Source organism: Coprococcus sp. LG101-27, assembly GCF_027695515.1.
Lineage (GTDB): Bacteria > Bacillota > Clostridia > Lachnospirales > Lachnospiraceae > Allocoprococcus > Allocoprococcus comes.
This window is the reverse complement of sequence record NZ_JAQEUJ010000006.1, coordinates 62,199-81,504: the sequence shown is the minus strand read 5'-3', so window position 1 is coordinate 81,504 and position 19,306 is coordinate 62,199. Positions and strand designations below refer to the sequence as shown.

The window sequence follows — 19,306 nt, the reverse complement described above, 5'->3', positions numbered from 1 at the left end:
TCCCTGGGATTAACCAGCGACATATAGCAAGAAAAAGGGGTGTGTCTTTGCACACCCCTTCAATATCGGAAGATTATTTCATAGGAATGAATCCCATATCTTCTACAGTTTTCTGTCCTTCATCACCAAGAACGTAATCAAGGAAAGCCTGCTGTACATCTGTCGGATCACCAGAACCTACAAGAAGAAGTGGTCTCTGGATGATGTAAGATCCATCAAGAATGTTTTCTTTGGTTGCAGCAACACCGTTTACTTTCAGTGGAGTTACTTTTCCTTCATTCTGGTTAGCAACACCAAATGAAGCATATCCGATTGCGTACTGGTTATCAATGATATCCTGAACAAGTTCACCCATAGAAGAAGCCTGGATCGCATCCGCTTTTACTTCTGTGTCACCCATGATATTCTTCTGGAATACTTCGTGAGCTCCACCGTTGATATCACGTGTAATAACAACAACTTCTTCGTCAGGAAGAGATGAGTCAAGATCTTTCCATGTAGCATATTCGCCGGAGAAAAGTCCTACGATCTGTTCCGTTGTAAGGTTATCAAGAACATCATTTACTGGATTAGCCGGGTTTACTGCGATCGTCAGAGCATCGATACCAACCTGGTATTCTTTTTCATTTTTGATTGCTTCTTTTTCTTCATCCTTTACGCTTCTTGCAACCATACCAAATGTTGCAGTTCCATCGATAACGGCTTTGGTTCCCTGTCCGGATCCGCCTGCTGAAACGTAGATTGCGATATCTTCTTTTGGAAGAGATGAATCATATGCATCCCATGTTCCATAAGTATCAAAGAAAGTAGTAGCCATAGAAGTGATAACCGGTGCTAAAGTAGAAGATCCGTTAAATAAGATCTGGTTACTTTCTGTATCGGCAGAAGCTTCTGTCTTTGCACCCTCTTCTTTTTTGCTGTCAGCAGAATCTGACTTGCTGCTTCCGCATCCTACTGCCATAGATGATACCATAGCAAGTGTAAGAGCGATTGATAAAAATCTCTTTTTCATTGTATGTATTCCTCCCTGAATAAAATTTACATATCCAAAATATAAATTTAACATTCTTTTAATAAAATGTATGTTGCATGGACAACATTTTTTATAGATAATTTACATGAATGATATAGAATATATCTATACACTAAATATCTATGGAAGGAATGGGAAAGCCATGCTATACTGTACATACGAATATGTGTTTGGTTTTTATTCTACGGGAACTTCCTGTGAAATAAAAGGTATTGCGTGCCATAGGTGCACATTTTTTAAATTATGGAGGAATTCATGACGGAAGAAATTAAAAAGCTGATCATTTATACAAGAAAAATGAAGAAAAGGGAGCCGTTGTACCGGGACTACCCGGAGGAGTTCCGGGAAGAAATCCGGGGATATCTGGAAAGCAACCATATTTCCAGACTCTATGCACATCAGGTTGAGATGTTTGAGAAGGTCAGAGCCGGGGAAAATGTGGTTATTACGACTTCGACGGCAAGTGGAAAGACGCTTGCCTTTCTGCTCCCGGTATTGCAGGAAATTCTGGAAGACCCGCTGACACGTGCGATTTTTATTTACCCGACCAAGGCACTGGCAAGTGACCAGTACCGCGCGATGCAGTCGATTTTGAAATTTTTCGGAGAGGGAAGAGTTTCAGCAGGCGTGTACGATGGAGATACCAAACCTGTCGAGCGGACAAGGATTCGCAAGAGTGCAAATATTATCCTGACCAATCCGGAGATGCTGAACTCGGCATTCCTTCCGAATCACAGCAATTACGGGTTTGACGCGATTTTTGCAAATTTACGATATGTAGTGATCGATGAGCTTCATTCTTACCGCGGTGCTTTTGGAGCACATCTGGCAAATATTTTCCGGAGAATGCACCGGATTTGCCGGTATTACCATTCGAATCCGCATTTTCTGTGCAGCTCCGCGACGATCGCCAATCCGGTAGAGCTTGCCGAAAAGATCTGTGGAAGCGGATTTACGCTGATTGACCGGGATGGATCGCCGGCACCGGAAAAGGAATACTGTATTATCCAGCCGCCAGAGATCAAGGGGAATAATGACAAAGTATACGGAAGGATTGCGGCGTCAACCGTGGCAGCCGGACTGATACCGGAGCTGGTGGAAGAGGATCATCATTTTATCACCTTTGGACGATCCAGGAGAAATGTAGAAGTTATTCTAAAAGAAGCAAAGGATAAATTAGATGCTGCCGGATTTCTTGGAATGGCGCGGGTGGGCGGCAAGAATCCGGCAGATCTGATCGCAGGATACCGTGGCGGTTATACCCCGCTGGAGCGAAAAGAGATTGAGCGGAAGATGACGGAGGGAGAACTGACCGGGCTGGTATCGACGAATGCACTGGAGCTTGGGATCGACATCGGAAAGCTGGATGCAACTGTGATCGTCGGTTATCCGGGGACAAGGGCGTCCTTCTGGCAACAGAGTGGACGTGCCGGACGAAGCGGCAGTGCCTGTGTCAATTATCTGATCCTGGAAAATGAACCGTTTGACCAGTACATTGCCATCGATCCAGAATGGCTGTTCTCAAGAGAAAGTGAAAATGCGATCGTGGATCCGGACAATCTTCTGATCGAGCTTGCACATCTGCGCGCAGCGGCTGCTGAGATGCCACTTTCACTGGATGATATTGCGCTTTTTCCGGATCTTGGAGAAATGATCCCGGTGCTTTTAAGCGCCGGAGAAGTAAAAAGCCTTGCCGGAAGATTTGCCTGGGCGGGACCTGCATTTCCGGCAGGGGATTACAGCCTGCGTAATATGGACAAGACCAGGTTCAAGCTGCTCGCGCAGGAGGACGGACATGAGATCACGGAGATGGACGAATCTCAGGCATACCATGAGATCCATCCGGGTGCTGTATATATGCATGATGGTGCATCCTATGAGATCACGAAGATGGATCTGGTCAGCCGGACAGCTTACGCCATTCCGTTTACAGGGGATTATTATACGGTACCGGCAGGACAGGAAGAGACGCGTATCCTGCATGTATTTCAGGAGGACGCGTATCAGAGGACGGAAATCCGTTTTGGAGATATCAATGTAAACGAAATCATTGCTATGTACAAGAAACTGCAGTTCCATAACCATCAGAATCTGGGCTATGTGACGCTGACACAGCCGCTTCAGAAGGATTATGGCACGGAAAGCACCTGGATTACGATGCCGGAGAATGTTGTCAGAGTCTACCGGAGTCTTCTTTTGCCAAATCGGATGGGAGAGCTGGTGCTGAACAATCATTTTGACGGAATGCAGTATGCGATCAAGAATGCGGTAATGATGGTGACGATGACGGAACGGGATGATATCGATGTGACCATGTCCAACAATGCGACCATTCCGGATGAGTTCCGGGAGGAAAAGGTGTCCCTCTTCATTTATGACAAATATGAGGGCGGACTTGGTTATTCGGAGAAGATCTATGATCTGATTCCGGAAATTCTGGAAAGTGCGATTAAAATGGTCAGCGGCTGTCCGTGTGAGGATGGCTGTCCGGCATGCGTAGGTGACTACAATCTGGATAAGAAGACGGTTCTGTGGGGACTTGATAATCTTCTGGAAGAGAGCGAACCGCCGGTATATCTGAAGAAAAATATCAAAGAGCCACAGCCTGTGATCCGGAAAGAATTTTCTTTCTTCAATCTGCCGGATGAGTGGGAGAAGGTCTGTTATGCCGTGGTCAAAAATGGCGAGGCAGGTGGGCAGTTCCTGAAGACCATTAAAAAAGTCAGTACAGAAGGACACAAGCTGATCCTGACGATGGAAAATGAATTTTATGCAAAATGGCTGATGGAGCCGGATAACCTCCAAAGTCTGACCAATACCTTACGGTATCATGTGATCTGTCCGGCGGATATGCAGATCCGGGTACGGTATGAAGCAAAAATGGATGAGCAGGAGAAAAAAGAACGACAGAAGAAGAGAGACCGTTTGCAAAGGCGATATGATGAACAGCTTGGAAATGAATAATATAGAAGAAATAAAAACTTTAAATCCTTACCAGCAGGAGGCGGTGCTGGATGAAAGCCCGGCATGTCTGGTAAATGCAAATGTAGGGAGCGGAAAGACAACAGTGCTGATCGAGAAAGTGCGGCATCTGCATGAGAAAAAGCAGGTTTCGTATGAGAAAATGGCAGTGCTTACCTTTACCAACAAGGCGGCAGATGAGATCGCAGAACGTCTATCCAGAAAGGAAGCAGAGCTTACGGAAGAAGAACTGTGGGGATTTGGAACCTTTCACAGTGTTGCCTTAAGGATTCTGCGAAGATTTCTTCCGGAAAAGGCAGAAGACGGAACAAAATTGGAAGAATGGAACCGGGAATTTACCGTTATCACACCGGAAGATGAAATGGAAATGGTGCTTGCCATCGCAAAAGAAGGCGGTTATAAGATCAAATACCAGAACCGTCTGAAAAAGCGGATGGAAGAGGATTACGCGGCATATCGGAAAGGAAGAACACAGGGAAAATACAAAGATGATCTGTTTCAGATCTTTCCGCTTCTTGAGAAGGCAAAAAGACAGCAGAATAAAATGTCTTTTGCAGATCTTCTGGAAGAAGGAACGCAGGTGGCAAAAGAGCAGGAAGCGGTGCTGGATCTTAAGTGGATCATTGTCGATGAGGTACAGGACAGTGACGAAAAACAGCTGAAATTTCTGGAGGCGTTAAAAGGCACACAGACCCACTTTTTTGCGGTGGGGGATCCGAATCAGGTGATCTACAGCTGGAGAGGAACCGGACCGAATATGTTCTTCCTGATCAAGCACAGATTTGACGCAAAAGAACTGACTCTGCCGGTTAACTACCGGTCCGATGAAGTGATCCTGGAAGCGGCGAACCGTTTTCTTCAGTTTGGAGGAAAGATTGAGGGAAGTGGCGAAAGAGGGGAGAAGATTCTGGTAAGGAATCATTATGATCCATTTATCGAGGCAGAGTATCTGACAGAGCGGATCCGTGAGCTTCATGAGCAGGGACTTCCTTACCGGGAGATTGCGGTTTTCTACCGGGTGCAGAAGCAGGCAGAGATTCTGGAAAAAGTATTTGAAAGAGCAGAACTTCCTTATGTTCTTCCGGCAAAACAGAAAGAGGATGAGGATCCGGTTCCGGAAAGACCTCATATGATCCGGGAGTATGTTGCAGAAGGGAAGCTGAATGCGGTTTCGGGCGAACATACGATGGAAAAAGCGGCGGATATAGAACGACAGACGGAGGAAGAAGACGCAGTTCATCTTATGACACTGCATGCCTCAAAAGGTCTGGAATTTGACTATGTATTCATCATCGGAATGAATCAAGGACTGATCCCGCTTCGCTGCAAAAGCATAGAACAGGAAGAAGAGGAGCGCCGTCTGTTCTTCGTAGGACTGACCCGTGCAAGGAAGAATCTGGAACTTTCCTATTATACAAATCCGACGATCCCGGGGACATATGAGACACCAAGCAATTATCTGCGGATGCTGCCGGAGGAGCTGCTCGACTGGGAAGAAAAGCCAGGAAGTGAGTCGCGGAAAGCGAATCTGCAGAAACTGCGGAAAGATACGCGGGAGCTGATTAGGGAGAAAAAGCAGGAGGAAGAAGAACAGAAAGAAACACGGAAACCAGAGCGAAAAGGCAGACATCCGAAGTACGGGGAAGGGGAGATTATTTCTGAGGACGAGATGATGATCGAACTGGAATTTCCGGGATATGGGAAAAAACAATTTCTGAAAGCATTTGGCGAAGTGGAAGTTTTGAAAGGCTTATAGAAAAACGGAAGAGGAAATGGAATTTGCAAGACAGTTGCAGGCTACCGTTGATCCGGCTATCAAAGACAGAGATCAGAGAATGTATGAAGCAAAAGAAAAGGCATTAGCAGATGGTGTTGTTTCCAGAAATGCCTGGGAAAAAGCACCGCTTACTGCTTCTTCGGACAGTGGAGATGTGAGCCAGATGATGCCGATGAACCTCTTTACTGCAGTTTGCTGGCCGGTTGGTGTTGCACCGCATACCTGGCAGAGCTGTGCATCTGCCGGAAGCACGATCGGACAGAAAGGTGCATTTTACGCAGCGAAAGTCATTGCAGCAACAGCATATGACCTGTATACACAGCCGGAACTGCGAAAAGAAATTCAGGACGAATTCGATGCGCAGGACAGAGAACCATATGCACCGATGTATGAGGGTGAATAAGAACAAGAAAAAGTAAAGAAAAAAGATCCCGGAGCCGTGAGGTTTCCGGGATTTTTATGAGGAAAAAAAGTAAGTGTGTGACTGGATTTGACAAGAATTTTCATGGATGTTACACTGAGAAAATAGGAGAAAAACAGACTGTGTGAGGGGGATAAGTGCAGTCAGGCAGGAGACAGAAATGGGTATCGCAATACAGGAATTATTATCGCAGGAATATTTTAAGGATTTTTACGTTCTGGCGGGGGCAAAGGGACTGCACCGTGAGATCCAGGGGATCACAGTTATGGAGGCACCGGATGCATTCCACTGGACAAAAGGGAAGGAACTGGTACTTTCATCAGGGTACGTTATTGCAAAGGAACCGGATTGTATTGAAAAAGCGTTCCGGGAGGGAAGTGTCCAGAAATCAGCGGGAATGATGATCAAAAGAGAACGATATCTGGAGAAGATACCGGAGGAGATACTGGAGCTTTTTGAACAGTATGAGGTGCCCCTTATCTCCATGCCATTTTCAGCACCATGGATGGAAGTGATGAGCCAGATTAATACTGCTGTGCTGAACCGGACCATACGCAGGCTGCGGATCAATACCAGTCATATGACATTTCAAATGTCGAATTTTTCATATAAAGAGCAGAAGATCAAGCGGATCCTGCAGGCGATGGAGGCTGAGATGGGTTTCCCGGCATTTTTATATGATTTTGTAGAAGAAGAGGCGTATTACAGTTCGATGAATTTTCAGAAGATAGCGAAAGGATTCGGACTTGAAACAGAGGATTTCTGGGAGCCGTCAATGCCGTATACCCGGCATACGCTTTGTGATTACATGGACATGGTGAGATACCGTCTTGTGAATCAGAGTCACCAGGAGGGACCGAGAATCAGCTGGATACGGGTCCCGATTTCTGTAAATGGAAGTGTACAGGCGTATTTTGCCGTGATGGAAGCGCGGGAATTCCTGGATTATTATGATGAGTACAGTATCCGGATTGCCTATCTGATGCTGCAGGGATTATATGAGCAGATCGTAGCGGCACAGAACATGGGGAATATCGGATTTGAGAACTTTGTGTTATACGCTTTGAGTGCAACGGAAGATGATACACAGAAGATGATGTTTCAGGCGAATGTACAGGGAATTTCCATGAGTACAAAATACAGGTATGTATTGTTCCGGCGCGCGGACAATCAGGAAGAACTTCCAAACCGGAGAAAAGAGATCCTTGAGGCTTACAGGAAAAGCAGTCTGATCAAATATGCCAGAATCGCAATGATCGGAGAAAATGTGGGAATTCTTTTTTTGGAAGACAGAGAAGAAGGCTGGGAGAAAGGTCATATCCTTGCACTTCTGGAAGAATTCCGGAGAAGAGTTCTGAAGAGCTGTCCGGAGACGGCACTGGAATTTGGTTATTCACTGGATGCCGCTTCTCTTGGGCATATCCGTCAGAGCATAGAGAAATGTCAGAAAGCACTGAATATGGGGAAAATGATTTATCCAAGCCTTTTTGCATGGGAGTATTCTCAGCTTGGTGCACTTGCATGGCTGGATATTCCGGAAGAAGAGCTTACTCATATGCTCTCGGCTTACAGTGTACTCCTGAAAGATGAAAAGAATATCGAGCTTTTAAAGACTTTAAAAGTATATCTGGAAAATAATATGAACTACAGCGCAACAGCTGAAAAATTATATGTACATATCAATACGATCAGGAAGAGGATCGACAAGGTAAACGAACTTCTGCAGATTGACTGGACCGATAATATTGCACGGATGAATGCAGAGCTTTTACTGCGCTTTTTGAATCTGGAAGAAAAAATTTAACGTTTCCTTGAACAAGAATTGATGATTTTCAGGGCAAAAGATGATACAATGTATATTGTGTGAAAAAAAAGACAAAGAGGGAGATGCCTATGCCAAAGAAACAGAAGGCAAAGATAAAGCAGAAAAATAAGTGCCCTGAAAAGCTGATCCGGACAGAGGCTGCAAAAGAGATTGCAGAGATAGACCGTTCGCTTCAGGATCAGAAGTATCAGCTCAGATGCAGAGCTGCAATCGATCTTCTTACAGCAAAGCTGAATATGATAAATGCAGATCTTTCGCGCAAGAAACGCCATATTGTGATCAACCAGATCAGCAGCAGAGTGAAGACGGCAGAGAGTATTTATACAAAACTGATCCGGAAAGGCCTGGAGCCGAATTTTGACACGGCAAGAGCAGAACTGAAGGATTTGATCGGAATCCGCGTGGTCTGTCCATTTGAAGATGAAGTGTACGAGGTCGCAGACCGTCTGAAAGCGCAGGGAGATGTACAGATCATCCGTGAGAAAGATTATATTAAGAATCCCAAAAAGAACGGATACAAGAGTCTTCACATGATCGTGGAGGTCCCAATTTATTCATCCAAAGGACCACTGAAGGAAAAGGTGGAGATCCAACTCCGTACGGTGGCAATGGATTACTGGTCTGTGCTCGAGTACCAGATATTTTATAAGAAGACAGAGAATGAAGAGGTTGCAAAGGAATTAAAAACCTATGCAGATGAAATTTCTGAGCTGGATGCAAAAATGCTGAAACTCAGGGATAAGATTGAAAAAATGTAGTAGAAACACAGGGAAAGAATGTGCGAAGGCGCATTCTTTTTTTGATACAATCAGGAAATCAATTGCATAGGCATTGCAGTTAGGTTATAATCTAGTACAGTATGGACAGATATATTACAGAATGGATATGAGGAAATACTATGAAAATGATTAAGACAGATAAACTTGTATTTGAATATGCAAAGCGTGACGAAGAAGGTAATATTATAGGGAAAAGCCGCGCTATTGATGAGGTATCGCTGGATATCGAGCCGGGACAGTTTATTGCGATCCTGGGGCATAATGGCTCTGGGAAGTCTACACTTGCAAAGCATATGAATGCCCTGCTGGTTCCGTCTGACGGAACCATGTGGGTAGACGGAATGGACACGAAGGAAGAAGAACATCTGTGGGATGTACGTCAGAGCGCCGGAATGGTATTCCAGAATCCGGATAATCAGATCATAGGAACGGTCGTTGAGGAAGACGTGGGATTTGGTCCGGAGAACCTGGGCGTGCCGACAGAGGAGATCTGGCAGAGAGTGGAAGACAGCCTGAAAGCGGTTGGGATGATTGAATACCGTCACCATTCACCGAATAAATTGTCCGGGGGGCAAAAGCAGAGGGTTGCGATCGCCGGCGTCATGGCAATGCGTCCAAAGTGTATTGTACTGGATGAGCCAACTGCGATGCTGGATCCGAATGGAAGAAAAGAAGTACTTCGAAGTGTGATGGAGCTGAGAAAAAGAGAACACATTACAGTGATTCTGATCACCCATTATATGGAAGAGGTTGTAGATGCAGACCACGTATTCGTAATGGATCACGGTCATGTGGTAATGCAGGGAACACCGAGAGAAATCTTTTCACAGGTGGATACTTTAAAGCACTACAGACTGGATGTGCCGCAGGTGACGATCCTTGCTGATGAACTGAGAAAAAGAGGACTTGATATTCCGGCGGGAGTTTTGAAGAAGGAAGAATTGGTGGAGATATTATGTCGATTAAATTAGAACATATCAATTATGTATACAGTGAAGGAACTGCATATGAAAAGCATGCGCTGAAGGATGTATCCCTGGAAATCCCACACGGTGAATTTGTCGGGATCATTGGTCACACCGGCTCCGGTAAATCGACACTGATCCAGCATCTGAACGGACTGATCAAGGCGACAAGCGGAGCACTTTATTACAACGGAGAGAATATTTACGGAGAAAACTATAACTTACGTGAGCTGCGAAATCAGGTCGGGCTGGTCTTCCAGTATCCGGAGCATCAGCTTTTTGAGGTCAATGTACTTCAGGATGTCTGTTTTGGACCGAAGAATCAGGGACTTTCACCGGAAGAATGTGAAAAGCGGGCGAGAGAGGCATTGCAGCTTGTTGGTCTCAAAGAAAAATATTACGATCATTCCCCGTTTGATCTGTCTGGCGGACAGAAAAGACGTGCGGCGATCGCAGGTGTACTGGCAATGCGTCCGAAGGTACTGGTTCTGGATGAACCGACTGCAGGACTGGATCCGAAGGGAAGAGATGAGATCCTGGATCAGATTGCCTATCTGCACGAAAAAGCAGATATGACTGTCATTTTAGTTTCCCACAGTATGGAAGATATTGCAAAATATGTGGATCGTATTATTGTGATGAATAAAGGCAGCGTCATGTTTAATGATGTGCCAAAGAAAGTGTTTGCACACTACAAAGAACTGGAAAGTGTGGGACTTGCAGCACCACAGGTAACGTACATCATGCATGAGATGAAGGAAAAGGGAATGGATGTTCCGACAGATGCAACCACGATAGAAGAAGCAGCGGATGGCATTATGAAAGCACTGAAGAAGGAGAGGACAGCCAAATGATTCGAGACATAACAATTGGACAATATTATCCGGCTGACAGCCGTATCCATAAGCTGGATCCGCGTGTGAAGATTGTATGCACACTGCTGTACCTGATTTCTCTTTTTACATTTAAAAGTATTTTGGGATATGTACTTGCGACTGTGTTCCTGTTTGGATGCATTAAGCTGTCGAAGGTACCGTTTAAATTTATTGTCAGAGGACTGAAGCCAATTATCATTCTGCTTCTGATCACAGTAGGATTTAACTTATTTCTGACACCGGGCGGAGAAACACTGGTCCATGTGGGCTTTATCAAGATCACGGAGTACGGCTTAAGCACAGCAGTTTATATGGCGATCCGGCTGATCTATCTGATCATGGGATCCTCACTTATGACACTGACAACTACACCGAATTCACTGACAGATGGACTGGAGAAGCTTCTTCACCCGTTGAATAAGCTCCATGTACCGGTGCATGAGATTTCGATGATGATGTCGATCGCACTTCGTTTTATTCCGATTCTTCTGGAGGAGACGGATAAGATCATGAAGGCACAGATTGCCAGAGGTGCGGATATGGAAAGTGGAAATCTGATCCAGAAGGCAAAGGCAATGATTCCGATCCTGGTTCCGCTTTTTGTATCCGCATTCCGCCGTGCCAATGATCTTGCAATGGCAATGGAAGCAAGATGTTATCGCGGCGGCAATGGCAGAACCAAGATGAAACCTCTGATTTATAAAAGTGCTGACCACATGGCATACCTGATTACGATCCTGTATGTGGTGATCGCATTTGTTGTTGGAAGATATGTTCCATTCAAGCTGTGGATCTTTTAAGGAGTCAGAAGATGAGAAGAATCAGATTAACAGTGGCTTATGATGGAACAAATTATTGTGGCTGGCAGATCCAGCCAAATGGAATTACGATCGAGGAAGTGCTGAATAAGGCAATCTGTAAGCTCACCGGAGAAGAGATTCAGGTGACAGGGGCGAGTCGGACGGATTCCGGGGTTCATGCAAGAGGAAATATTGCTGTGTTTGACACGGAAAGCAGGATACCGGCAGAACGTTTTTCTTATGCCCTGAATCAGCGTCTTCCGAAAGATATTGTAGTTGTAAAATCGGATGAGGTGGATCTTAACTGGCATCCGCGTTATCAGGATACTCTGAAAACCTATGAATATCACATCATCAATACAAAAGTGCCGATTCCGACAGAGAGGCTTTATAATTACTTTGTAAGTTTTGATCTGGACGTGGAGCAGATGAGGCGGGGAGCGGCTTATCTGGTAGGAGAACACGATTTTGCACCATTTTGCTGTATCCGTACTAATGCAAAGACAACGGTGCGGACAATCACGGATTTGCAGATTCTGCAAAGCGGAGAGCATATTACGATCCGGATTACGGGAAATGGATTTTTGTATAACATGGTGCGCATCATAGCCGGGGTACTGGTGCGTGTCGGAAGAGGATTTTACGAACCGGAAAAGGTAAAGGAACTTTTGGAAGGCGGAGAAAGAACCAGGGAAGCGGTCACGGCACCGCCGCAAGGACTCTGCCTGATGGAAATCAGCTATCAGAATGAAGAATAGTGCATGAGTCTGCTTTTTAGGCAGGCTCATTTTTTTAACAGGAAATTCCGAATAGAAGGTACTACATATCGGAGGAATTTTTGCGATAGAAAAAAACTATAGAGAAGTTAATCTATTCGGATAAACAATAAGTAAAACAGGCAGTTTTATTGAAGAAATATTGTGAAAATGTTATCCTAATAATCAGAGGCATTTTGGGAAAACAGCATAGAAACAGGATGTAATTAAAGAGAGAAAAGGGAAAAAATATGAATTATGTAGGAATTGATATCGGATCAACAGCATCCAAGGTTGTTGTTGAAGGAGATAAGAAAGAACATTTCGTACTGCCGACAGGATGGAGCAGCAAAGAGACGTGCGAAAAGATCAAGAATAAGCTGCTTGAGATGGGGATAGATGTTACCTCAGATGATACAAAGGTAGTTGCTACAGGATATGGAAGAATCGCAGTTGATTTTGCAGATCATGTAATTACAGAGATTACCTGCCATGCCAGAGGTGGGCGTGAGCTTGCAGGGGGGGACTGTTCGATCATTGATGTGGGAGGACAGGATACGAAGGTGATCGTTGTACAGAATGGAATGGTAGCCGATTTCCAGATGAATGATAAATGTTCGGCGGGAACCGGAAAGTTTCTGGAGATCATGGCGAACCGCCTGGGTGTTACGATCAATGAATTATTTGATATGGCGGCAGCAGGAGAAGTTATTCCGATCAGCTCACTTTGTACGGTATTTGCCGAATCTGAGGTGATCAACTATATCGGAGAAGGAAAAAAGCGTGAAGATATTGCAGCCGGAGTTGTAGATTCTGTTGCCAATAAAGTAGTGCAGCTTGCGCAGAAAAAGGAACTTGGAGACAGAGTGATCCTGACCGGAGGACTCAGTCACAGCATTTATTTCACAGGAATCCTGTCAGACAAGCTGGATCAGAAAGTGGAATCAGAAGAGTTTGGCCGTTTTGCGGGGGCATACGGGGCAGCACTTCTTGCCAGAGAAAAGAAAGACAAAAGGAGATAATGAAGATGGAACTGATTAAAGATTTGCCAGAGGTATTTGAAGAATTTGCGGAGCAGAGACAGAAATCATTTCTGGCTGTTAAGGAACTGAAAGAAAAAGGTGTTCCGGTTGTGGGATCTTACTGTACATATTTCCCGAAAGAGATTGCAATGGCGATGGGAGCAGGATGTGTAAGCCTTTGCTCGACTTCGGACGAGACGATTCCGGAGGCAGAAAAGGATCTTCCGAAGAATCTCTGTCCGCTGATCAAATCAAGTTATGGATTTGCAAAGACAGACAAATGTCCATTCTTCTATTTCTCAGACGTAGTAGTTGGGGAAACAACCTGTGATGGAAAGAAGAAGATGTATGAATATATGTCAGAATTCAAAGATGTATTTATCATGGAACTTCCGAATAGCCAGAGAGAACCGGGACTTCAGCTCTGGAAAGGCGAGATCATCCGTTTCAAGGAATATCTGGAACAGAAATTTGGCGTGACGATCACGGAAGAGCAGATCCGTGAAGCTGTAAAGACAGAGAATCAGGCACGCCAGTCCTTAAAGAAACTTTATGAAGTGATGAAACATGATCCGGCTCCGATCAAAGGACAGGATCTGTTCAAAGTTCTGTACGGAAGCACCTTCAAATTTGACCGTTCCCTGATCCCGGGCGAAGTGGATGCTCTTACTGCGAAGATTGAAAAAGAATATGCAGAAGGCAAGATGGAAGAGAAGAAACCGCGTATTCTGATCACAGGATGTCCGATCGGAGGAGCAACAGAAAAAGTGATCCGAGCAGTAGAAGACAATGGCGGTATTGTTGTGACTTTTGAGAACTGCAGCGGTGCCAAATCAATCGATAAGATGGTGGATGAAGATGCAGAGGATATTTATGATGCAATTGCAAGAAGATATCTCAACATCGGATGTTCGGTTATGACACCGAACCCGAACCGTCTGGAGCTTCTTGGAAGACTGATCGATGAATATCAGGTAGACGGTGTAGTGGATATGATCCTTCAGGCATGTCATACGTACAATGTGGAGACCAATACGATCCGCAAGTTTGTGACAGGTGAAAAGGGAATTCCGTATATCAGTGTGGAAACCGATTACTCTCAGGCAGACATCGGACAGCTGAACACCAGACTTGCTGCGTTTGTTGAGATGCTGTAAATGGAGAGTATGACGAAGAAAAATGAGTTTCAGTTCCGCAAGGCGAATGAGGAGGATCTTCCTGAAATTTGTCGTATGGTAAAGCTTGCCGGAGAAATTGTTCCCGCGAAAGAATGGTTTGAGGCAGAGAATGAAGAATTTCTTGCAAAGCATATCCGCGAGGAAGGATTTACCCTCTTGGCAAAGAAGAATGGACAGACTGCAGCGATCATGATTGTCCGTATTCCCGGAATGGCAGAGGACAACCTGGGAGAATATCTGAAGATTTCCAGGGGAGAAATGAAGCGGGTTGCGCATCTGGAGATTGCTGTTGTGGAACCGGGGTATCAGGGATACGGACTGCAATATGAGCTTTTCTGTCGGGCAGAAGAAATCGTAAAAAATAAGCAGATGCGGTATCTGATGGCAACAGTTCATCCGGATAATATATATAGTTTTCGCAATATGGAAAAGCTAGGGATGAAGGCAGTTCTCGAGACAAAGAAGTATGGCGGGCAACGAAGATATGTTATGAGTAAAACATTAGAATATTAGAAAAAGTGAAAGAGCTTGCAGAAAGTGTAATGAAACATTTTTTGTAAGCTCTTTTTGTGTACAGCAAAAAGAGCTAAAATGAGAAAGTTTCTTAACTGATAACTTTAATATTGACATGCTAACTAGTGATAATATAAACTACTATAAGTTAGAATATACAAACAAAGAGGAAACAAAATGAAATTCATAAATAAGATCATTGCGGTCTGTTTGTGTGCATCTGTATTTGCAGGCGGATGCGGTCAAAGTGGACAGGATACGACAAAGAGTAAAAAAATTGAAAGTACAGGCAGTTCGAAAAAGAGTACGGAGCAGGCTTCTTCGGATACCGAGGCATCAAAAGACATTTTTGCAATGGATACCTATATGACAGTGACAGCATATGGAGAAAAAGCACAGGATGCGGTGGATGCCGCTGAAGCAGAGATTGAAAGATTAGATACACTTTTATCAACGGGGAATGCAGACAGTGAGATTGCGAAACTGAATGAACAGAAAAGTGCAGCACTTTCAGAAGATGGCGGATATCTTGTGAAGCGCGCACTGGAACTGAATAAGGAAACGGATGGGGCATTTGATATCGCAATTTATCCGGTTATGGAGGCGTGGGGATTTCCGACACAGAATTTCCGTGTCCCGTCAGCTGACGAACTGACAGGGTTTCTGAAGCATGTGGATGCAGCGGAGATCTCATACGATACGGATACAAGAGAAATCTCTTTTGAAGATGACCAGATGAAAATCGATCTTGGAGGAATTGCAAAAGGCTATACTTCTTCTCGGATTATGGATATTTTCAAAGAAAACAGGATTACAAGTGGTCTGGTAAATCTGGGTGGAAATGTACAGGCACTCGGAACCAAGACAGACGGAAGCAACTGGCGGGTTGCGGTACAGAGTCCGGACGACACAGAGGATTATCTGGGAGTTTTATCCATTCGGGATAAAGCGGTGATCACATCTGGTGGATATGAACGCTATTTTGAACAGGATGGTGTGACCTATCATCACATTATTGATCCAAAGACCGGATATCCGGCAGAGAACGGACTGGTATCTGTCACAATCGTAAGCTCGGACGGAACCCTTGCAGACGGACTTTCTACCTCGCTTTTTATCATGGGAGAAGAAAAAGCGGCAGAGTTCTGGAAGGCGCACAGTGATGAGTTTGAGGCGATCCTTGAGACAGATGACGGAACGATTTATGTGACAGAAGGTCTGAAAGACAGCTTTACAACGGATCTTGACATGAAGGTTATTACGAAATAATTTGCGTGAAATGAGAGGATAATGAGAGATGGACATCAAAGAAACCGGTAAAAAATTAAAACCGTTTGCACCCGTTCTTTCAGTTGCACTGGTTACGGCGTGCGTGGCAGGCTCCTTAAGCGGATATGAAGCGCCGGTCTATGCAGCGACGCAGGAAGAAACACCGATAAAAGAAGAGGCAAAAGAGAAGAAAGAAGAAAAAAAGACAGCAGCCAAAGGTTCGTTTGATCTGGAGGATGGCGTATATAAAGGAACCGGAACCGGGTATGCAGGAGACATTACCGTATCGGTACAGATCAAGGATAAGCAGATTGTTTCGATTGACATTCTGAGTTCTTCCGATGATGAGGCATTTTTTTCACGGGCAAAAGCAGTGATCGACAAGATTATCGAAGGACAGACACTGGATGTGGATACTGTATCGGGAGCAACTTTCAGTTCCAGAGGAATCATCAGTGCGGTGAAAAATGCGCTGACCGGGGAAAAGGATAACAGCACGACAGGACAGGCACAGTCCGGCCAGACAGCGGCGGCAGCAGGAAGTTCGACCAGTGTGGCAAAAGTAGAGGATGCGGCAGCATATAAGGATGGAACCTACTACGGTTCAGGAACCGGATTTGGCGGTCCACTGAAGGTTATGGTAGAAATCAGCGGAGGAAAGATCGCATCCATCCAGATCGTGGAGAACAGTGACGGAAGCGATTACATTTCCAAAGCAGCTTCTCTGATCGATTCTATTATCGCGAAGCAGAGCACCAATGTGGATACGGTGTCCGGGGCAACCTACAGTTCGGTCGGAATTATTCAGGCAGTGCGGGATGCGCTGAGCCAGGCGGCGGTAAACGGGACATCGGATGGCACACAGGATAACAATAGTAATAACAGCAATAACAATAGTTCGTCAGACGACAATAATTCTACTGTGACCGGAACCGTTCCGTACAAGGAAGGAATCTATTACGGAACAGCAGAAGGCTACAGCGGCGATGTATCCGTTGCAGTCGTGATCCAGGAAAAGACGATCAAAGCAATCCTGATCACAGAAAATTCCGATGATGAGGCGTTCTTCAATCGGGCAATGGATATTGTGAAAAAGGTGATAAGGACACAGAAGACAGACGATGTAGATACTGTGTCAGGAGCAACCTACAGTTCCAAAGGACTGTTAAATGCAATCAAGAATGCACTGAAACAGGCAGAGAAAGTGACAAATGGAGAACCCATTGATGAGAAGCCGGATCTGACTGATCTGAAAGAGCTGATCGAGAGAGCAGAAAAGTTGGAAGAAGATAAATACACAGAAACAAGCTGGGCAGTTCTGCAGACCAGACTTGCGGACGCACAAGAAGCACTTGAGGAAACAAAACAGACTATTGTTGATAAAGCAGTAGAAAAGCTGAAAACAGCAATTGCTCAGCTGGAATCAAAAGATGGAAAAGACAAAGAAAATACAAAATATGTCAGTGGAACTTATGAAGTGACCGTTCCGTGTACGCCGGATGAAGACGAAGACTTTGAAGAGTATGAGTTGACAATGTCGGTGGAGATCCGCAACGATAAAATTGTGTCAATTACGGATATCACAGGCGATGGCGCAAGCAGTAATGACAGCTATATTAAGAGAGCGGCAAATGGTACTTCAAGCATAAAAGGTGTGGTATCCCAGATCATAGATAAAGGAATGCCGGAGGATATTGATACTGTTTCCCGTGCAACCTGCTCTTCCAATGCAATCCTGGAAGGATGCAAAAAAGTACTGGAAGCAGCAGAAAGACCGACAGATATGGAGGCTGAATAACAATGAGAGAATTCTGGGTAAGACTGGTAAGTATGCTCGCAATCGTGGGAGTTCTGCTGGGATACAATTCAGTGCTGGATGCGCGTGCGAAAGAAGAAGAGATCGCCCGGCTTTCCGCACAGGTTGCCGGAAACGGACAATCAGACAGCGAAAATGGAGGTTCCACAAACTACAAGGACGGAACCTATACCGGGGAAGCTGATGGATTTGGCGGAACGATCCAGGTAGAAGTAAAGATTGAGAAAAGCAAGATTGCAGAGATCAATGTGATATCTGCAGAGAAAGAAGACGGAGCATACCTTTCCCTGGCAAAGGATATTATTCCCCAAATCATCGATGCACAGAGCGCAGATATAGATACGATCAGTGGTGCGACATTCAGCTCGACCGGAATCAAAAATGCATCGGAACAGGCTCTGGAAAAGGCGGTAAAGTAACGTGAAAAAGATGGATATTCATAATTTAACGGCGAAAGATATAAAAAAATTACATATATGGCTGAGAGCATTGATCCAGATACTGTATTTCCTGTTTATCCCATCTGTGTATACAGCGGCATTTGCCGGAGTGAAATACATATTTACACAGATCGGTGCAGGGGAAAAGGTTGCCATGACCTCTTTCGTGACAGTGCTGGTTGTGATCTGCATTTATACGATCCTGTTCGGAAGATTCTTCTGCGGATTTGCCTGTGCATTCGGTACGCTGGGAGACGGCGTGCATGCACTCTATGTGTGGATCTGTAAAAAAATGAAAAAGAAACCGCTTCAGATCGCAGAAGCGTGGACAGAAAAACTCTGCTATCTGAAATATATTGTACTGGCACTGATTTCAATCTTGTGCTTTGCAGGCGTATACAGCAAGGCAAAAGGAACCAGCCCATGGGATGTATTTTCCATGCTCCATGCCGGCAACTTTAAGCTTGGCGGATATCTGGTGGGACTCGTCCTTCTGGTTCTGATCCTTGCAGGAATGTGCTTTGAAGAACGTTTTTTCTGCAGAAATTTTTGTCCGATGGGAGCAGTTTTTTCGCTGCTTCCGATCCTGCCGTTTTTCGCTCTTCACAGAGATCGGGAAAACTGCATCAAAGGATGTAAGGCATGTACGAAGAAATGTCCTTCTAACATCGGACTTCCGGAAGATGGATCGCCGAGGGTAGAAGGTGACTGTTTCCAGTGTCAGAAATGTATTGATACCTGCCCGAAAGGAAATATTCATACCGGTGTAAAAGGAATTTGCGGAAATGAATTCTGGTTTACGATTTTACGGGCGGCGATCTTACTGGCGCTTCTGCTCTGGCTTGGTGTATAGAAG

Annotated in this window: 17 protein-coding genes; 16 read left to right on the top strand and 1 reads right to left on the bottom strand. The window is 44.9% G+C overall.

Annotated features, from left to right (window positions below; all coding sequences use genetic code 11):
* Positions 1–73 precede the first annotated feature (73 nt).
* Positions 74–1,012: a phosphate ABC transporter substrate-binding protein gene (locus PG766_RS06635; RefSeq protein ID WP_117834671.1), complete on the bottom strand. Its 939-nt coding sequence runs from the start codon at positions 1,010–1,012 to the stop codon at positions 74–76.
* 276 nt (positions 1,013–1,288) lie between these two features.
* Here PG766_RS06635 and PG766_RS06630 point away from each other — a divergent pair, with 276 nt between their 5' ends.
* The 16 genes from PG766_RS06630 (at position 1,289) to PG766_RS06555 (ending at position 19,303) form a co-directional block, all read left to right on the top strand.
* Positions 1,289–3,997, top strand: coding sequence for a DEAD/DEAH box helicase (locus PG766_RS06630; protein WP_270590639.1), 2,709 nt, complete (start codon positions 1,289–1,291; stop codon positions 3,995–3,997).
* The gene (locus PG766_RS06625; RefSeq protein WP_330674485.1) at positions 3,918–5,771 is read left to right on the top strand and encodes an ATP-dependent helicase; all 1,854 of its coding nucleotides are present in this window, start codon (positions 3,918–3,920) and stop codon (positions 5,769–5,771) included. Before PG766_RS06630 ends, PG766_RS06625 begins: the two co-directional genes overlap by 80 nt.
* A gap of 16 nt (positions 5,772–5,787) precedes the next feature.
* Positions 5,788–6,195: a hypothetical protein gene (locus PG766_RS06620; protein ID WP_270203298.1), complete on the top strand. Its 408-nt coding sequence runs from the start codon at positions 5,788–5,790 to the stop codon at positions 6,193–6,195.
* Positions 6,196–6,373: 178 nt separating this feature from the next.
* A complete protein-coding gene (locus PG766_RS06615; RefSeq protein ID WP_270590638.1) occupies positions 6,374–8,017 on the top strand; it encodes a PucR family transcriptional regulator in 1,644 nt (547 codons plus the stop codon).
* Between the two features lie 89 nt (positions 8,018–8,106).
* Positions 8,107–8,796, top strand: coding sequence for a GTP pyrophosphokinase (locus tag PG766_RS06610; protein WP_270590636.1), 690 nt, complete (start codon positions 8,107–8,109; stop codon positions 8,794–8,796).
* A gap of 140 nt (positions 8,797–8,936) precedes the next feature.
* Positions 8,937–9,788: an energy-coupling factor transporter ATPase gene (locus PG766_RS06605; RefSeq protein WP_118217488.1), complete on the top strand. Its 852-nt coding sequence runs from the start codon at positions 8,937–8,939 to the stop codon at positions 9,786–9,788.
* Positions 9,773–10,636, top strand: a complete 864-nt coding sequence (locus PG766_RS06600; RefSeq protein WP_270203299.1) for an energy-coupling factor transporter ATPase — start codon at positions 9,773–9,775, stop codon at positions 10,634–10,636. The genes PG766_RS06605 and PG766_RS06600 overlap by 16 nt, the downstream gene beginning before the upstream one ends.
* Positions 10,633–11,457 (top strand): energy-coupling factor transporter transmembrane component T family protein, encoded by an 825-nt coding sequence (locus tag PG766_RS06595; protein WP_117557106.1) that lies wholly within the window; start codon positions 10,633–10,635, stop codon positions 11,455–11,457. The genes PG766_RS06600 and PG766_RS06595 overlap by 4 nt, the downstream gene beginning before the upstream one ends.
* A gap of 11 nt (positions 11,458–11,468) precedes the next feature.
* On the top strand, positions 11,469–12,215 hold the full coding sequence (gene truA / locus PG766_RS06590; protein WP_270590635.1) for a tRNA pseudouridine(38-40) synthase TruA: 747 nt from the start codon (positions 11,469–11,471) through the stop codon (positions 12,213–12,215).
* A 248-nt stretch (positions 12,216–12,463) separates the two neighbouring features.
* A complete protein-coding gene (locus PG766_RS06585) occupies positions 12,464–13,234 on the top strand; it encodes an acyl-CoA dehydratase activase (protein ID WP_117557240.1) in 771 nt (256 codons plus the stop codon).
* Positions 13,235–13,239: 5 nt separating this feature from the next.
* A complete protein-coding gene (locus PG766_RS06580; protein ID WP_117557104.1) occupies positions 13,240–14,391 on the top strand; it encodes a double-cubane-cluster-containing anaerobic reductase in 1,152 nt (383 codons plus the stop codon).
* A gap of 9 nt (positions 14,392–14,400) precedes the next feature.
* The gene (locus PG766_RS06575) at positions 14,401–14,925 is read left to right on the top strand and encodes a GNAT family N-acetyltransferase (RefSeq protein WP_270590634.1); all 525 of its coding nucleotides are present in this window, start codon (positions 14,401–14,403) and stop codon (positions 14,923–14,925) included.
* Positions 14,926–15,102: 177 nt separating this feature from the next.
* Positions 15,103–16,194 (top strand): FAD:protein FMN transferase, encoded by a 1,092-nt coding sequence (locus PG766_RS06570; RefSeq protein ID WP_270590633.1) that lies wholly within the window; start codon positions 15,103–15,105, stop codon positions 16,192–16,194.
* Positions 16,195–16,222: 28 nt separating this feature from the next.
* Positions 16,223–17,992 (top strand): FMN-binding protein, encoded by a 1,770-nt coding sequence (locus PG766_RS06565; protein ID WP_270590632.1) that lies wholly within the window; start codon positions 16,223–16,225, stop codon positions 17,990–17,992.
* A gap of 2 nt (positions 17,993–17,994) precedes the next feature.
* Complete coding sequence (locus PG766_RS06560; protein WP_270590631.1) at positions 17,995–18,429, top strand: FMN-binding protein; 435 nt, start codon at positions 17,995–17,997, stop codon at positions 18,427–18,429.
* Between the two features lie 10 nt (positions 18,430–18,439).
* The gene (locus PG766_RS06555; protein ID WP_117557238.1) at positions 18,440–19,303 is read left to right on the top strand and encodes a 4Fe-4S binding protein; all 864 of its coding nucleotides are present in this window, start codon (positions 18,440–18,442) and stop codon (positions 19,301–19,303) included.
* Positions 19,304–19,306 lie beyond the last annotated feature (3 nt).

Coding starts and splice junctions, on each gene's coding strand:
- PG766_RS06595 (WP_117557106.1), top strand. CDS start 10,633: ATGATTCGAGACATAACAATTGGACAATATTATCCGGCTGACAGCCGT.
- PG766_RS06635 (WP_117834671.1), bottom strand. CDS start 1,012: ATGAAAAAGAGATTTTTATCAATCGCTCTTACACTTGCTATGGTATCA.
- PG766_RS06605 (WP_118217488.1), top strand. CDS start 8,937: ATGAAAATGATTAAGACAGATAAACTTGTATTTGAATATGCAAAGCGT.
- truA (WP_270590635.1), top strand. CDS start 11,469: ATGAGAAGAATCAGATTAACAGTGGCTTATGATGGAACAAATTATTGT.
- PG766_RS06610 (WP_270590636.1), top strand. CDS start 8,107: ATGCCAAAGAAACAGAAGGCAAAGATAAAGCAGAAAAATAAGTGCCCT.
- PG766_RS06560 (WP_270590631.1), top strand. CDS start 17,995: ATGAGAGAATTCTGGGTAAGACTGGTAAGTATGCTCGCAATCGTGGGA.
- PG766_RS06585 (WP_117557240.1), top strand. CDS start 12,464: ATGAATTATGTAGGAATTGATATCGGATCAACAGCATCCAAGGTTGTT.
- PG766_RS06570 (WP_270590633.1), top strand. CDS start 15,103: ATGAAATTCATAAATAAGATCATTGCGGTCTGTTTGTGTGCATCTGTA.
- PG766_RS06580 (WP_117557104.1), top strand. CDS start 13,240: ATGGAACTGATTAAAGATTTGCCAGAGGTATTTGAAGAATTTGCGGAG.
- PG766_RS06615 (WP_270590638.1), top strand. CDS start 6,374: ATGGGTATCGCAATACAGGAATTATTATCGCAGGAATATTTTAAGGAT.
- PG766_RS06565 (WP_270590632.1), top strand. CDS start 16,223: ATGGACATCAAAGAAACCGGTAAAAAATTAAAACCGTTTGCACCCGTT.
- PG766_RS06575 (WP_270590634.1), top strand. CDS start 14,401: ATGACGAAGAAAAATGAGTTTCAGTTCCGCAAGGCGAATGAGGAGGAT.
- PG766_RS06555 (WP_117557238.1), top strand. CDS start 18,440: ATGGATATTCATAATTTAACGGCGAAAGATATAAAAAAATTACATATA.
- PG766_RS06630 (WP_270590639.1), top strand. CDS start 1,289: ATGACGGAAGAAATTAAAAAGCTGATCATTTATACAAGAAAAATGAAG.
- PG766_RS06620 (WP_270203298.1), top strand. CDS start 5,788: ATGGAATTTGCAAGACAGTTGCAGGCTACCGTTGATCCGGCTATCAAA.
- PG766_RS06625 (WP_330674485.1), top strand. CDS start 3,918: ATGAGCAGGAGAAAAAAGAACGACAGAAGAAGAGAGACCGTTTGCAAA.
- PG766_RS06600 (WP_270203299.1), top strand. CDS start 9,773: ATGTCGATTAAATTAGAACATATCAATTATGTATACAGTGAAGGAACT.